The sequence below is a fragment of the Bradyrhizobium vignae genome (assembly GCF_900324035.1).
Classification (GTDB): domain Bacteria; phylum Pseudomonadota; class Alphaproteobacteria; order Rhizobiales; family Xanthobacteraceae; genus Bradyrhizobium; species Bradyrhizobium vignae.
Map to the genome: position 1 here is coordinate 235,282 of NZ_LS398110.1, position 14,161 is coordinate 249,442.

The following is a 14,161-nucleotide window of genomic DNA, read 5'->3' on the forward strand; positions in this document are numbered from 1 at the left end:
TTGCAGAAAATTAACGCGGACAAAGCCTGATCGGCTCAATCCTCGATAGTATTGACGAGGGAGCGATTTGCATGTTCCGCGTTTTTTCATGTCTTACGGCCGAGCACGATTTGCGGCTCGTCGTACTCGCAGGCCTGGTCTGCTTCGTCGCGAGCATCGTCGCAGCCAACATCTTTCATCGTGCGATCGCGACGCGCGCGCGAACGCGGTGGATCTGGATCGCGATTGCCGGCGCCGCCATCGGCTACGGAATCTGGGCCACGCATTTCGTCGCGATGCTCGCTTATGAGCCGGGTGTCACGACCGGCTACGGCCTCGTGCTGACGGCGTTCTCGCTCGCCGCGGCCATGGTTCTGACCTCGGTCGGCTTCGGTGTGGCGGTCGGCACGTCCGGTCGCTGGGGCGCGATGGCGGGCGGAGTCATCATCGGCGGCGGCATTGCCAGCATGCACTATCTGGGGATGTGGGCCCTTGAAGTGCCCGGCCGGGTCGCCTGGTCGGTGGACCTGGTAATCGTCTCGATCATTCTCGGCATGTGCCTCGGCTACGCAGCGCTGGCAGTTGCCCTCACCTACCAGGACTATCGGGGCACGCTGGGAGCGGCCGTCCTGCTCACACTCGCCATCGTGTCGCATCACTTCACAGCCATGGGCGCCGTGCAGATCACGCCGGACCCCACCCTCGCGACGGACAAGCTCTCGCTTTCTCCGGGTTTCCTCGCACTTGCCATCGCCGGTGTCGCACTTTCCGTGCTGGGGATGAGCCTGATCGGCGTGCTGGCCGATCGCCGCCTGGCAAGCCGAACCGCCAGGTTCGAGGAGATCATCAGCCAGCTTTCGCTCGCCCGGCAGCAGCTCGAAGATTCGCAGCTGGAACTACAGGAACAGACGCTCAGGCTGGATACGGCGATCAATCATATGGTCGAGGGTCTTTGCATGTTCGACGCCGAAAAGCGGCTTGTGGTCTGCAACGAGCGTTATGCCCGACTCTATCAGCTGCCGCCGGAGCTGCTGAGGACCGGGACATCGCATACCGACATCATCAGGCATCGTATCGCGAAGGGCATTCTCAAGGGCGATTCCAGCGAATGCGCTGCCGAGCAATTCATCTCGAAACTGGCGGCCCTGCCGTTCGATGCAGTTTCGAGCAGGATCGACGAGTTTGCGGATGGCCGGCTGATCCGCGTGACGCGACAGCCAATGGCCGGCGGCGGATGGGTGGCCACGCATCTCGACGTAACCGAGCAACGCCGGTCCGAGGCCAAGATCACCCATATGGCGCAACACGACGCGCTGACCGATCTGCCAAATCGCGTGCTGCTCAGGGAGCGGATGGAGCATGCGATTGCGGTGACGCGCAACGGCGGCCTCGATCTGGCCGTGCTCATGCTCGATCTCGATCGCTTCAAGGAAGTCAACGACACGCTTGGACATCCGGCGGGCGATGCGCTGCTGCGCGCCGTCTCCGCGCGTCTGCGCGAATGCGTCACGGAAACCGCGTTGATCGCGCGACTCGGCGGCGACGAGTTCGCGGTCATCGACTACGTGACCAACCCGGCCGTGGAGGCCGCCGCCCTTGCCGAGAACATCAGAAAGGCGCTTTGCGAACCCTTCGATCTCGGCGATCACCGGGTTACGGTGGGCACCAGCATCGGCATTGCGATCGCGCCGCGGGACGGCAACGATTCCGACGTGATCCTGAAGAGCGCGGATCTCGCGCTCTACTCGGCCAAGAGCGGTGGACGTGGTGCATACCGCTTCTTCGAGCCGGAGTTCGACGAGCTGATGCATGCGCGACGCAACCTCGAGCGCGACATGCGGGATGCGCTTGTTGGCCGTCAATTCGAGCTTCACTACCAGCCGTTCGTCAGCGCCGCGACCGGCGAGACCTGTGGCTTCGAGGCCTTGCTGCGCTGGCATCACCCGCAGCGAGGCCTGGTCCTGCCCGGCGAATTCATCCCGCTTGCGGAAGAGACCGGCTTGATCGTGCCACTGGGCGAGTGGGTCTTGAGGACCGCCTGCGCGGAAGCTGCCACATGGCCGACATCTGTCAGGATCGCGGTCAACCTGTCTCCCGCCCAATTCAGGAGCAAGGAGCTCGTTCCGGTCATCGTCGGCGCGCTGGCGAGTTCAGGACTCGCGCCGCACAGGCTCGAGCTCGAGGTCACCGAGACGGTGATCATGCATGACTGCGAAGCCGTCTTTGCGGTGCTCGCTCAGTTGCGCGAACTCGGCGTGCAAATCGCCCTGGACGATTTCGGCACCGGTTATTCATCGCTGAGCTTTCTGCAGAGATTCCCGTTCGACAAAGTCAAGATCGACCGCAGTTTCGTCGACGAACTCTCCGGCGTGCGGGCCGAGGCGCGCCATCTCGCGCGCGCAGTGGGTCGTTTCGCAGTCAGCCTCGGCAAGACGACGACCGCCGAAGGCGTCGAAACGAAGGAACAGCTCGACATCCTCCGCGAGGAAGGGTGCATCGAAACGCAGGGCTATTATTTCAGCCGGCCGATGCCTGCATCCGACATCGCCAGAATGCTGCGGCGGGACGAAGCGGCCGTCCGCGCTGCGTGAGCTTTCAGACCCTCACTGCAGCGGCGGATCGCCGCTGGTGCGTTTCTTGGCGAGATCCATCTCCGTGACGGCGATCAGGATCTCGGCGCGGGTCTTCAGGTCGGGTGCCTCGAGCATCGCCTGCTTCTCCGCGGGACCATAGGGCGACATCATCGCCAGCGCGTTGACGAGCGCCTCGTTGGGTGCGCTCTCGACGCCCTCCCAGTCGACCTTGAGATTGTTGGCCTTCAGGAAATCCGCCAGCACGGCCAGCAGCGCCTCGCGATCGACCTCCTCCTCGCCCCTTCGCGCGGTGAAGTCGTCGACGAAAGCGAAGAAGTCCACCTTGCACTGCCGATAGGGGGTGAGCACCTCGAGCTCCTCGACCACCTTGAAGCGCGAAACGCCGGTGAGCTCGAGGATGTAGCGGCCGTCGCCGGATTCGGCGAGCTGGGTGATGCGGCCGACGCAGCCGACGCGGAACAGTGCCGGCTTGTCGGAATCCTTCGGCGAATGCGCCACGTCCGGCTGGATCATGCCGATCAGGCGATGGCCGTCGCGGAAGGAATCGTCGACCATCGCGAGGTAGCGCGGCTCGAAGATGTTGAGCGGGATCTGGCCGCGGGGCAGCAGCAGCGCGCCCGGCAACGGAAACACCGGAATGATCTCCGGGAGGTCGGCGGGCCCGCGATATTCGATGTTGATCGGCATCTGCCCGGTCCCCCTGGCGTTGCCAGTACGTCCCTACGAAAACAGGATCGTCGACAAACGCTTGCGTCCCTCGACGGTTGCATCATCCGTGCCGCCCCAGGCCTCGAAGAACTGCACCAGCTGCTTGCGGGCGCCGTCGTCGTTCCACTTGCGGTCGCGCTTGACGATCTCGAGGAGCTGCTCGGTCGCCGCCGCGCGATTGCCTTGCGCGTTGAGCGCGGTGGCGAGGTCGAATCGGGCCTGATGATCGAGCGGGTTTGCGGCGACTTTCTGTTCCAGCTCGGCGACAGGGCCAAGCGATTTCGCTTGCTCGGCGAGATCGATCGCGGTCTGCACGGCCTTCACGGCCGGATCGTTGCGCTTGGAGTCCGGCACCATGGCCAGCGTCTGCTTGGCCTGCTCCAATGCGCCGGAGACGGCGTAACACTTCGCAAGGCCCGCAAGCGCCGCGATATTGGTCGAATCATGCTGGAGCGCCTCGGCATAGATCTGCGCCGCCGCCGCCGTGTCGCCCTCGGCGAGCACAGCTTCGGCCTCCTGCACGATCTCGGAGACGTTGACCTCGCCCGGCGCGGTGACGCCCTTGGTCAGCCGCTCGATGAAGGCATTGACCTGGCTCTCCGGCACCGCGCCCATAAAACCGTCGGCCGGCTGGCCGTTGACGAAGGCGATCACGGCCGGGATCGACTGGATGCCCATTTGGCCCGGGATCGCCGGATGGTGGTCGATGTTCATCTTGACCAGCTTGACCTTGCCCTTGGCCGCCTTCACCGCCTTCTCCAGCACGGGGGTGAGCTGCTTGCAGGGGCCGCACCACTCCGCCCAGAAATCGATCAGCACCGGCTGGCGCTTCGATTCCTCGATGACATCCTTCACGAAAGTCTGGGTGGTGGTGTCCTTGATCAGGTCGGCCGCAGCCGGGCCCGCCGCTCCGTTACCCTGGTCGATGATCGTCACGGGATCCCCTCGTCATGCTGGAATGGCGGCTCTTTAGCATGCCGCCGCATCATATGCTTGTGGTCGGCTCCTAAAGTGGGCCGGATGGGCCGAATTTCAATCCAGGCGCCCCGATTCGCCGGTTCCGGAGCTTTTTCGGTCCATTTGGCCACGTTCGGGGTCCATATGGGGTCCTCAATTGCAAATCTATGCCGCGGGTAGCTGTTGCATTCCCCTCCCGCTTTTGGCATACGACAGCCGTTGCCGGCGCGTCACGCGACCGACACAGGATGCGGGTGTAGCTCAGTGGTAGAGCACGACCTTGCCAAGGTCGGGGTCGAGGGTTCGAGCCCCTTCGCCCGCTCCAAATTTTCCCAGAGCATCCAGCCAAACCGGATAGGGCCGTGGTTTTCCACGCAGCTGACGGCTGTATTGGATCTCAAATGACAATTCTGGTCACCGGCAGCGCGGGCCACCTCGGCGAGGCCATTCTGCGGACGCTCCATGGGCGCGGGTCGCCTGCCCGCGGGCTCGATCTGAAGCCCTCCCCTTTCACCGACGCCGTCGGCTCGATCGTCGATCCGGCGCTTGTGCGAGCGCAGATGGACGGCATCACTGCAGTGATCCACACCGCGACGCTGCACAAGCCGCATGTGGCGACCCACGGCAAGCGAGACTTCGTCGACACCAATATCACCGGCACGCTCAACCTGCTCGAGGCGGCCGCGGCGGCCGGTGTGAAGAGCTTCGTCTTCACCAGCACCACCAGCGCGTTCGGCTCGCAGCTGCGCCCCGAGGCCGGGCAGACCGCCGTGTGGGTCACCGAGGACCTGCCGCCGGTGCCGAAGAACATCTACGGCACGACCAAGCTGATGGCCGAGAACCTGTGCGAACTGTTCTTTCGCGAACGCGCCCTGCCGGTCCTCATCCTGCGGACCTCGCGCTTCTTTCCCGAGGACGACGATGATCCGGCGATGCGGTCGGCTTACGCGCTCGACAACGCGCAGGCCAACGAGCTGCTCTATCGCCGGCTGGATATCGCGGACGCGGTCAGCGCCCATCTGCTGGCCGTCGAGCGCGCGCCCAGAATCGGGTTCGCCCGCTACATCGTCTCGGCCACGAGCCCGTTCGAGCAACGTCATCTCGAAGCGCTTGCGCGCGATGCCGCCGGTGTCGTGCGCGAGCTCTATCCGGAATGTGCGCAGCTCTATGCGGTGCGCGGCTGGCGGCTCTTCCCCGCGATCGACCGCGTCTATGTCAACGAACGGGCGCGGCGGGAGCTCGGCTGGCGGCCCGAATACGACTTCGCGCATGTGCTGCGCAGCCTGCGAGATGACCGCGATTTTCGCAGCACCCTGGCGCGCGAGATCGGGTCGAAAGGCTATCATGACACGATGTTCGAGGATGGGCCCTACCCCGTCGCTTCGTAAGCGCCGCGATTGCTGTTTTGCTCGACGTTTCAAATGCCTGTTCGACGTCACCGGGAGCGCGCCGGTCTGAGCCGTTCTACTGTGCATGGGGTTGTTTTCGCGTTTTTGTATGATCCCTCGTGCCGCCTGCAAGCGATCCGCGTGCCCAAATTGATTTCGCGCTGCAGCGAGAGCATTGTCGCGGCGGCGTCCGCCCGCTCATTGACATTGCGTCTCAATTTTTTCGGAGCGCAACCGCAGCACACGCGATGCGCTTCTCAGGGCTCGCAGATGTGCTAACCTTTTTACGTCTGTCGTCCCGACGGACTCAAAACTTCGCCTCTCGACTAGCAAAACAAAATAACGCGCAGCCCTCACGGCTGCCTTAGGGGAGTGACGCGATGACATCGATGTTCCATCGATCCGTGTTGGCGCTTGCGGCCGTGGCCCTTTTTGCCGGGACCAGCGTTGTCAATGCGCAGCAACAGGACAAGAACCGGGCGCTGAAGAAATACGAATCCGGTACCAAGGAGTTCTGGACCCATCCGCCGGACGACTGGTTCCTCGGCGACGAGACCGAGGCGCAAAAGGGTCTCGCGCCGCCCTCGGGCCCGCCGACCGGCGCCTCCGACGCCGAGCTCGCCAACATCGTCAAGAAAATCAAGCTGCCGCCGGGCTTCAAGATCGAGGTCTACGCCTCGGGCGTGCTTGCCGCGCGGCAGATGGCCTGGGGTGACAAGGGCACGCTGTTCGTCGGCTCGTTCGGTCTCGGCAACGTCTATGCCATCAAGGACAACAACGGAAAGAAGGAGGTCAAGACCATCCTCAAGGGCCTGAACATGCCCACCGGTCTCGCCTTCAAGGACGGCGCGCTCTACGTCATCGCCGTCGACAAGCTGATCCGCTACGACAACGCCGAAGCCAATCTCGACAATCTCGGCGAGGGCAAGGTCGTCTATGATGACATGCCGTCCTATGCCGCGCACGGCTGGAAGTACATCGCGGTCGACAAGGAAGGCTGGTTCTACATTCCGTTCGGCCCGCCCTTCAACATCGGCATTCCGCCGACCAGCGTGTCGCAGATCCGGCGCGTCGATCCCAAGACCGGCAACGCCGAGATCTGGGCGCTCGGCGTCCGCAACTCGGTTGGCGGCGACGTCGATCCGCGCACCGGCAAATACTGGTTCACCGAGAATGCCCGCGACTGGATCAGCGATGATCTGCCCTCAGACAAACTGAACATGATCAACAGGATCGGCGAGCATTTCGGCTATCCCTATTGCCACCAGGGCAATCTGCCTGACGACAAGTTCGCGATGGGCCACAAATGCTCCGAGTTCACACCGCCCGTGCTGAATCTCGGCGCCCATGTCGCGCCGCTCGGCATGAAGTTCTACACCGGCGACCAGTTCCCCGCCGACTACAAGAACAACATCCTGATCGCCGAGCACGGCTCCTGGAATCGTCACAAGTACCAGGGCGCGCGCATCGTACGCGTGATCGTCGGGCCTGACGGCAAGAACCCGAAGCAGGAGGTGTTCGCCTCCGGCTGGCTCGAGGGCGACCAGGGCTATCTCGGCCGACCCGACGACATCATCCTCGCCAAGGACGGATCGATCCTCGTTGCCGACGACTGGGCCGGCGCGATCTACCGCATCAGCTACAGCAAGAAGTAGCGCGACACGAGAACGAGGCTGCGACCGGGTGACGGCTGCAGCCTCTTTTGTCTGACGCAGCAGGCTCGCAGCGGAACAGGTTCGTCATGTCCGGACTTGACCCGGGTATCCACCAAACGAGAAACGTTTCACCAATGGGATGGATTGCCGGGCCTACGCTCACCGAACAGGCCTCGGCCTCGCAGGCGGGTCAAAGCCCGGCAATGACAGTCGGAGAAATCATCCATGCGAGCCGTTTGGTTTGGAGCTCTGGCAGCCAGCTTTCTGATTGCGCCGGCCACTCGCGCCGCCGACGTCTCCGCCGGCCAGGCCAAGGCGCAGGTCTGCGCCGGCTGTCACGGTGAGAACGGCATCTCGCAGACCGAGAACATTCCCTCGCTCGCCGGCCAGCCTGATCAATTCCTGCAATGGCAGCTCGTGTTCTTCCGCGCTGGCTCGCGCAAGAACGACCAGATGCAGCCGATCGTCGAGGAGATCAACAACGAAGACATCCGCAATCTCGGCGCCTATTTCTCCCAGCTGACGCCGCCGAAGGGCCCGGATGACAAAGATCCGGACCTGTCGAAGAAAGGCGCGCAGGTTGCCGCGGGCCGCCGCTGCGCCTCATGCCACACGGATAGCTATGCCGGCACCAAGGCGGTTGCGCGGCTCGCCGGCCAGCGCGAAGAATATCTCGTCAAGGCGCTGCACGATTACAAGGCCGGCCAGCGCGTCGGCGGCGGCGTCGCCGCGATGGCCGATGTCGCCTATCACATGAGCGACGAGGAAATCACCGCGGTCTCGCATTATCTGGCGCATTTGAAATAGCTGTTCGTCGTCCCGGACAAGCGCGCCTCAAGCGCGCGCAGATCCGGGACGACACCGAGTGTGTGGCCGGCCGCTATCCCACCCGCTGTTTTTCGTACGCCTTCAGATGCGTGTAGGCGATACGCAGCTTCGGCACCGGCACCTTGGCGGCATCGGCGCGCGCGATGAGATCGCCGATGACGTGATCGGCTTCGACCGGCAGGCCCGCCTTGATGTCGCGGAACATCGACGCGGTCATCGGCGAGCCCTCGGTGGTGATATTGCCCTTCACCCGCTCGAAGAACGGCCCGCCCGGCGGATAGCCCGACGCGGTCGCGATCGCGCTGGTCTCATCGAGCATGCCGAGCAGGAAATCCCGACCGCCGGGAGCCGCAAGGATGTTGCCGACCGAGGCGCGCATGAGGCTGGTGGATGCCGCGAGCGAGGAGAGGAACACCCACTTCTCCCACATGTCCTGCATGATGTTCTCGCTGGCGGTGGCGCCAGCGATGCCGCTCCTGAAGGCCTCGTCGATCGCCTTCACCCGTTCCGACATCCTGCCGCCGCGCTCGCCGTAATTGATCGACTGCATCGGCTGGAGCTGCACCACCTCGCGCTTATCGTTCAGCGTCGCGGCGATGGCGCAGAGGCCGCCCAGCACGCGCTCCTTGCCGAACTTGGCATCCAGCGTGTCGAGGTGCTTCATGCCGTTGAGCATCGGGATGATGGTGGTGTTCGGCCCGACCGCCGGTGCGAACGACTTGATGGCGTCGTCGAGGTCGAACGCCTTACAGCTCAAGAGCACGACGTCGAACTTGTCCTTGAGCGCGTCCGCCTGCACGGTCGGCGGATCGTTCAAGGTCACGTCGCCATTCGGGCTCTTGATGACGAGGCCGGCGCTCGCAAGCTCGGTGGCGCGCCGCGGCCGGACCAGGAATGTGACGTCGCGGCCGGCCTGCAACAACCTGCCACCAAAATAGCCGCCGATGGCGCCGGCGCCGACCACGAGGATACGCATGGGATCTTCCTTGTTCTTGCTGTTGGCGGTCTATCTATAGACGCCCTTGCGAGCGAAGCGAAGCAACCCAGAATGTTGCCGCGATCACATTCTGTCGCTGGAGTATGATGCTATTTGCCGAGGACCATCTCCTCGACGTCGCGGAGCTGCTCCTTGCCAAAGAACATCTCGTTGCCGACGAAGAAAGTCGGCGAGCCGAATGCGCCGCGGGCGACTGCCTCCTCCGTGTTCTTGATCAGTCTGCCCTTCACCTCGGGTTCCTGGGTCCGGGCGAACAGCTTCTGCGCATCGAGGCCGGAGGATTCCAGCGCCTTCGCCGCGATCTCAGGATCGTCCATCTTCTTCGGCTCGCGCCACATGTGGTGGAAGGCGGCCTCGACGTATTTTTCGAAGACTCCCTCGAGCTGCGCCGCGATTGCCGCGCGCATCAAATTCAGCGTGTTGACGGGAAAATGCGGATTCCAGACATGGGGCTGGACATGGAAGCGCCTGATGAAGCGCTCGGTCTCAACCTGCTGGAACTCCCGCTTGTTCTTGATGCCGGCCAGCGTCTCGGCCGGCGATTTGTTGTTGGTCGCCTTGAAGATGCCGCCGAGCAGGATCGGCACATATTCGAACTTGACGCCGATCCGCTGCTCGATCGCCGGTATCGCCAGATGGCTGAGATAGGCGTTGGGGCTGCCGAAGTCGAACAGGAATTGCGGGGCGGTGCGGGTCAATATCATTCTCCCTGACGTCGCTTTTTGCTCATTGTGGCGCAGGCCGCGCCACAGGTCCACCGTTTAATGATGGTCATAATACTTTGGGGATCAGATCAGACGCTGGACTGCCTGCTTGCGCCACACCAGGAGGTAATAGCCCATCTGCAGGGCGAGCATGGCGCAGAACACAATCGGATAGGCGGCCCATACGCCCCCAAGGCCGATCGTGCCGCTCAGGATTACCGCAGCCGGCAGCTCGATCGCGACGATCGCGAAGATCGACAGCAGCATCGGCGTGAAGGCGACGCCGGCCGCGCGCATCGCGCCGGAAAACACCGTGGCGAGGCCGAAAGGCACCGAGCTCCACAAGGCGATGTACAGCAGCTCCCTCGCCAGATCGAGCACGGCGCCTTCGGTGATGAAGATGCCAAGCACCGTGCGCGGCACCAGGTAAATCAGCGCCACCAGCCCGCCGGTCAGAGCGAGGTTGAACGCAAGGCCGGTGCGCACGATGCGGTCGAGCCGCGCCCGGTCGCCGGCACCGATCGCCTGCGCACCGAGGATCGAGACCGCGATCGAAATCGACATCGCCGTGAACTGCGTGTAGCCCATCACCTGATTGACGGCGCCATAGGCGGCCGTGGCGTTTGAGCCGAAGCCGTTGACGAGGCCGAGCAGCACCAGCTCCGCGATCGCCATCACCATCATGCCGATCGCGCTCGGCAGCCCGATGCCGAGAATCTTACTGAGCACGGCGCCGTTGAACCGCACCTGACGCAGCAGTGCCGCGTCCGGCGCGAGCGCGTGCTTCCTCCTCAGGAGATAGACGGCCAGCGAGGTCAGCGTGAGCATGTTGGAGATCGCAGCCGCCCACGCCGGACTGGTGATACCCGCCGCCGGCAATCCGGACGCGCCGCGGATCAGCAGTGGCGTCAGAATCAGGCCGATCGCAGTCGACGACGCCAGCGCCAGCAGCGGCGTCAATGTGTCACCGACTCCGCGGATCATCGCCGTCATCAGCAGGAAGATGAAGCCGAGCGGCATGGTCAGCAGCATGATTCGCGCATAGGCGCTGGCCTCATCGAGAATGTCAGCGGGCGTGGCGAGCGCGATCATCAATTGCCGGCTGAAGAGCCCGCCAACCAGTGCAATCGAAATCGACAGCAGCAAGCCGACTGCGAGCGTCGTCCCCACGACGAGCTTGATCCCGTTGTGCTCGCCCGCGCCAAACGCTTGGCCGATCAGCACGGTCGCGCCGGTGCTCAGGCCCATGACCAAGGCGAACAGGAAGAACATCACGGGGAAGAACGCCGAAACGGCGGCGAGCGCGTCGACGCCGATCATCTGGCCGAGATAGACGTTGCTGACAGTGCCGAACAGCGATTGCAGCGCGTTGCTGAGCATTAGGGGAGCAAGGAAGCGGAGGAATGTGGTCCAGAGAGGTGTTGCGGCGGACATGGATTGGCCTTTCATCAGGGTGTGCGAAGCCGTTGCCGCGCAATGCGCGGCTCGGCTGTCGATGGGGTTGTGAAGAAGCGGCGCGCGGTTTAAGCGCGGTCGCTGTAGGCGAGCTTGACGATGTGGTCGCGGATGTCGGTCGGCCAGTCCGCGATCAGCCCGGTGAAGCGCCGCCGGTCATCCGCGAACAGCGCGCGCGAGGCTTCCTCGAACTGCGGCAGATTGCCGGCGATGGTCGACATGAAATGATAGGCGGCATCGCGCGCCTGGCGCTCGCGGTCCTTGTCGCCGCTCGCGCGCCTGGCCTCGTCGACCAGCTTGCGCAGCGCGACCGAGGCACCGCCCGCCTGCGCGTTGAGCCACTCCCAGTGTCGCGGTAGCAACGTCACCTCGCGCGCGACCACGCCGAGTTTCGGCCGGCCGCGGCCGCGCGGCTCTGCGGGTGCTTCAGCCTCCTCACTCGGCGGCGGGGCCAGCTTCGCCAGCCGCGCCAGCACCTCGCGGTCATCGCCGCGCAGGTCGAAATCGATCGAGCGCCCGGTGCCGTCATCAAAGATGATGATCGGCTGGTCCAGCGATTGCGTGGCTCGCTTGACCGCGAGCGCGACATCGCCGGCCGTGCCGGAGGCCAGCCGACGCTGGCCGACGAAGGCTGTGTAGGTCCCTTGCATTGGAATCATTGCCATTTTGTTCGTGCCGCGAGCTTAATACCCGGGTAAATTCCCGCCGTCAATATACCCGGGTGAAAATATCTGTACCTGCGGCTCGACAATGCGTTTCCGGGCTGGCACGAACGGCGCGGCCGACCGACCACGCCCAATGCTTGAGGACTCCGCGATGCTGACCGTTCACCACCTCAACAATTCCCGCTCGCAGCGCGTGCTGTGGCTACTCGAGGAGTTGGGTGTGCCTTACGAGATCGTGCGCTATCAGCGCCAGCCGGACATGCGCGCGCCGAAGGAGCTGCGCGCCATCCATCCGCTCGGCAAGTCGCCCGTCATCACCGACAACGGCAACACCATCGCCGAGTCAGGCGCGATCATCGAATACCTCATCGCCACCTATGGCAGCCGGCTGATTCCGCCGCCGAACACGCCGGAGCGGCTGCGCTACACCTATTGGCTGCACTATGCGGAAGGATCGGCGATGCAGCCGCTGCTCCTGAAGCTGCTGTTCACGCTGATGCCGAAGCGCGCGCCGGCGCTGCTTCGGCCGCTGGTGCGCAAGGTCTGCAACCAGGCGCTGACCGCGCTGGTCAATCCGCAGCTCAAGCAGCACATGGACTATTGGGAAGGTGAGCTTGGCAAGAGCGAATGGTTCGCCGGCAGCGAGTTCACCGCGGCCGACATCCAGATGAGCTTTCCGCTGGAAGCGGCCCAAGCGCGAGGCGGGCTCGAGCAGGGCCATCCGAAGGCCATGGCGTTCCTGGAGCGCATCCACGCGCGGCCGGCTTATGCGCGTGCCCTCGAGAAGGGCGGGCCGTACCAGGTGGGAAGGTAAGCCACTATCTCGTCATTCCGGGGCGGTGCGCAGCACCGAACCCGGAATCTCGAGATCCCGGGTTTGATGCTTCGCATCGCCCGGGGATGACGCCGAGCCGTCAATCCGCGTGCAGCACGCGCCCGCGCGTCTCCGGCAGCGCGAACGCGGCGATGAAGAACACCGCATAGGCGACTACCGCAAAAATCGCGATCGCGTTCGCCAGCGACGTCGTCGCCGACAGCGCGCCGACGAGGAATGGAAACAGCGCGCCGATGCCGCGGCCGAAATTGTAGCAAAAGCCCTGGCCGGAGCCGCGCAGTCGCGTCGGATAGAGTTCTGTGAGGAACGCGCCGATCCCGGAGAAATAGCCCGAGGCGAAAAAGCCGAGCGGGAAACCCAGTATCCAGAGGATCTCGTTGGTTAGCGGCAGCTGCGTGTAGAGCAGCACTACTGCCATGGCGCCTAGCGAGAAGATCAGGAACAGATTGCGCCGCCCGATCCGATCGGCAAGCCAGGCACCGGTGAGATAGCCGATGAAGGAGCCGATGATCAGCGTCGACAGATAGCCGGTCGAGCCGACGACGGACAGGTGCCGCTCCTTGGTCAGGAATTGCGGCACCCAGAAGGTGATGGCGTAGTAGCCACCTTGGCAGCCCGTTGCCATCAGAGACGCAAGCACCGTGGTCTTCACGATCGGGAAGGTGAAGATCTCCCAGAGTTTCGGATGACCGCCCGTTTCCGCCTGCTTTGCTCGGGCCTCGGCTGCGATCTCCGGCTCGGTGACGGAGCGGCGGATGTAGAACACCAGCAGTGCCGGTAGCGCACCGATCACGAACATCCAACGCCAGGCCGTCTCCGCCGGCAGAAGCGAGAACAGGATCGCCTGCGACAGCACGGCGAGAGCCCAGCCGACCGCCCAGCCCGACTGCACCGAGCCGACCGCGCGCCCGCGAAATTGCGGCCGGATCGCCTCGCCCATCAGCACGGCGCCGGCGGCCCATTCGCCGCCGAAGCCGAGACCGAGAACGGCGCGCGCGATCAAGAGCTGATCGAAATTCTGCACGACGGCGCAGACCAGGGAGAAGAAAGAGAACCAGACGATAGTGATCTGGAGCGTCCTGACACGCCCGATATGGTCGGAGAGATAACCGCCGAGCCAGCCGCCGATGGCGGAGGCGAGCAGCGTCACCGTGCCGGCAAGGCCGGCCGAGGCTGCATCGACCTTCCACAGCGCGATGATGGTGCCGATCACCAGCGGGTAGATCATGAAGTCCATGCCGTCGAGCGCCCAGCCCGCCGCGCAGGCCCAGAACGTCCGCCGTTCGGACGTATTCATGTCGCGATAGAAGGCGAGCAGGCTGGTGTCCTCGATCTCGGCGCGTTCGATGCGCTGGTTCGGATCGGCGATGGTCATGTTGCGTTTCCCCGGCAATTG

12 protein-coding genes and 1 tRNA gene are annotated in these 14,161 nt (G+C 64.0%); 6 read left to right on the plus strand and 7 right to left on the minus strand.

The features are described 5' to 3' along the window. The first annotated feature begins 71 nt into the window (after positions 1 to 71). Positions 72 to 2,570 (plus strand): EAL domain-containing protein, encoded by a 2,499-nt coding sequence (locus BRAD3257_RS01155; RefSeq protein ID WP_122400289.1) that lies wholly within the window; start codon positions 72 to 74, stop codon positions 2,568 to 2,570. Positions 2,571 to 2,582: 12 nt separating this feature from the next. Here the strand turns inward: BRAD3257_RS01155 and BRAD3257_RS01160 are convergent, their stop codons facing one another. Both BRAD3257_RS01160 and trxA read right to left on the minus strand, forming a co-directional pair. Beyond that, complete coding sequence (locus BRAD3257_RS01160; protein ID WP_122400290.1) at positions 2,583 to 3,260, minus strand: LON peptidase substrate-binding domain-containing protein; 678 nt, start codon at positions 3,258 to 3,260, stop codon at positions 2,583 to 2,585. Positions 3,261 to 3,293: 33 nt separating this feature from the next. Next, positions 3,294 to 4,217: a thioredoxin gene (gene trxA, locus BRAD3257_RS01165; RefSeq protein ID WP_122400291.1), complete on the minus strand. Its 924-nt coding sequence runs from the start codon at positions 4,215 to 4,217 to the stop codon at positions 3,294 to 3,296. Positions 4,218 to 4,488: 271 nt separating this feature from the next. Here trxA and BRAD3257_RS01170 point away from each other — a divergent pair. The 4 genes from BRAD3257_RS01170 (at position 4,489) to BRAD3257_RS01190 (ending at position 8,088) form a co-directional block, all read left to right on the plus strand. Then, positions 4,489 to 4,563 (plus strand) — tRNA-Gly (locus tag BRAD3257_RS01170). A 76-nt stretch (positions 4,564 to 4,639) separates the two neighbouring features. Then, entirely contained in the window at positions 4,640 to 5,626 is a 987-nt protein-coding gene (locus BRAD3257_RS01175; protein WP_162500055.1) for an NAD-dependent epimerase/dehydratase family protein, read from the plus strand. Positions 5,627 to 6,006: 380 nt separating this feature from the next. Then, positions 6,007 to 7,281, plus strand: a complete 1,275-nt coding sequence (locus BRAD3257_RS01185; RefSeq protein WP_122400293.1) for a PQQ-dependent sugar dehydrogenase — start codon at positions 6,007 to 6,009, stop codon at positions 7,279 to 7,281. Positions 7,282 to 7,506: 225 nt separating this feature from the next. Continuing rightward, on the plus strand, positions 7,507 to 8,088 hold the full coding sequence (locus tag BRAD3257_RS01190; protein WP_122400294.1) for a c-type cytochrome: 582 nt from the start codon (positions 7,507 to 7,509) through the stop codon (positions 8,086 to 8,088). 73 nt (positions 8,089 to 8,161) lie between these two features. Here BRAD3257_RS01190 and panE read toward each other — a convergent pair whose 3' ends face one another. The 4 genes from panE to BRAD3257_RS01210 all read right to left on the minus strand — a co-directional run bounded on the left by panE (position 8,162) and on the right by BRAD3257_RS01210 (position 11,915). Further along, positions 8,162 to 9,085, minus strand: coding sequence for a 2-dehydropantoate 2-reductase (gene panE, locus BRAD3257_RS01195; protein WP_122400295.1), 924 nt, complete (start codon positions 9,083 to 9,085; stop codon positions 8,162 to 8,164). Positions 9,086 to 9,195: 110 nt separating this feature from the next. Continuing rightward, entirely contained in the window at positions 9,196 to 9,804 is a 609-nt protein-coding gene (locus tag BRAD3257_RS01200; RefSeq protein WP_174221541.1) for a 2-hydroxychromene-2-carboxylate isomerase, read from the minus strand. 90 nt (positions 9,805 to 9,894) lie between these two features. Next, a complete protein-coding gene (locus tag BRAD3257_RS01205; protein WP_174221542.1) occupies positions 9,895 to 11,244 on the minus strand; it encodes an MATE family efflux transporter in 1,350 nt (449 codons plus the stop codon). Between the two features lie 89 nt (positions 11,245 to 11,333). Further along, positions 11,334 to 11,915, minus strand: coding sequence for a DUF2239 family protein (locus BRAD3257_RS01210; RefSeq protein WP_162500057.1), 582 nt, complete (start codon positions 11,913 to 11,915; stop codon positions 11,334 to 11,336). 166 nt (positions 11,916 to 12,081) lie between these two features. On the opposite strand from BRAD3257_RS01210, the gene BRAD3257_RS01215 reads away from it, so the two are divergent. Then, positions 12,082 to 12,744 (plus strand): glutathione S-transferase family protein, encoded by a 663-nt coding sequence (locus tag BRAD3257_RS01215; RefSeq protein ID WP_122406315.1) that lies wholly within the window; start codon positions 12,082 to 12,084, stop codon positions 12,742 to 12,744. Between the two features lie 100 nt (positions 12,745 to 12,844). Here BRAD3257_RS01215 and BRAD3257_RS01220 read toward each other — a convergent pair whose 3' ends face one another. Continuing rightward, positions 12,845 to 14,140, minus strand: a complete 1,296-nt coding sequence (locus BRAD3257_RS01220; RefSeq protein ID WP_122400299.1) for an MFS transporter — start codon at positions 14,138 to 14,140, stop codon at positions 12,845 to 12,847. Between the last annotated feature and the right edge of the window lie 21 nt (positions 14,141 to 14,161).

Coding starts and splice junctions, on each gene's coding strand:
- BRAD3257_RS01185 (WP_122400293.1), top strand. CDS start 6,007: ATGACATCGATGTTCCATCGATCCGTGTTGGCGCTTGCGGCCGTGGCC.
- BRAD3257_RS01220 (WP_122400299.1), bottom strand. CDS start 14,140: ATGACCATCGCCGATCCGAACCAGCGCATCGAACGCGCCGAGATCGAG.
- panE (WP_122400295.1), bottom strand. CDS start 9,085: ATGCGTATCCTCGTGGTCGGCGCCGGCGCCATCGGCGGCTATTTTGGT.
- BRAD3257_RS01155 (WP_122400289.1), top strand. CDS start 72: ATGTTCCGCGTTTTTTCATGTCTTACGGCCGAGCACGATTTGCGGCTC.
- BRAD3257_RS01205 (WP_174221542.1), bottom strand. CDS start 11,244: ATGTCCGCCGCAACACCTCTCTGGACCACATTCCTCCGCTTCCTTGCT.
- BRAD3257_RS01160 (WP_122400290.1), bottom strand. CDS start 3,260: ATGCCGATCAACATCGAATATCGCGGGCCCGCCGACCTCCCGGAGATC.
- BRAD3257_RS01210 (WP_162500057.1), bottom strand. CDS start 11,915: ATGCAAGGGACCTACACAGCCTTCGTCGGCCAGCGTCGGCTGGCCTCC.
- BRAD3257_RS01175 (WP_162500055.1), top strand. CDS start 4,640: ATGACAATTCTGGTCACCGGCAGCGCGGGCCACCTCGGCGAGGCCATT.
- BRAD3257_RS01190 (WP_122400294.1), top strand. CDS start 7,507: ATGCGAGCCGTTTGGTTTGGAGCTCTGGCAGCCAGCTTTCTGATTGCG.
- BRAD3257_RS01215 (WP_122406315.1), top strand. CDS start 12,082: ATGCTGACCGTTCACCACCTCAACAATTCCCGCTCGCAGCGCGTGCTG.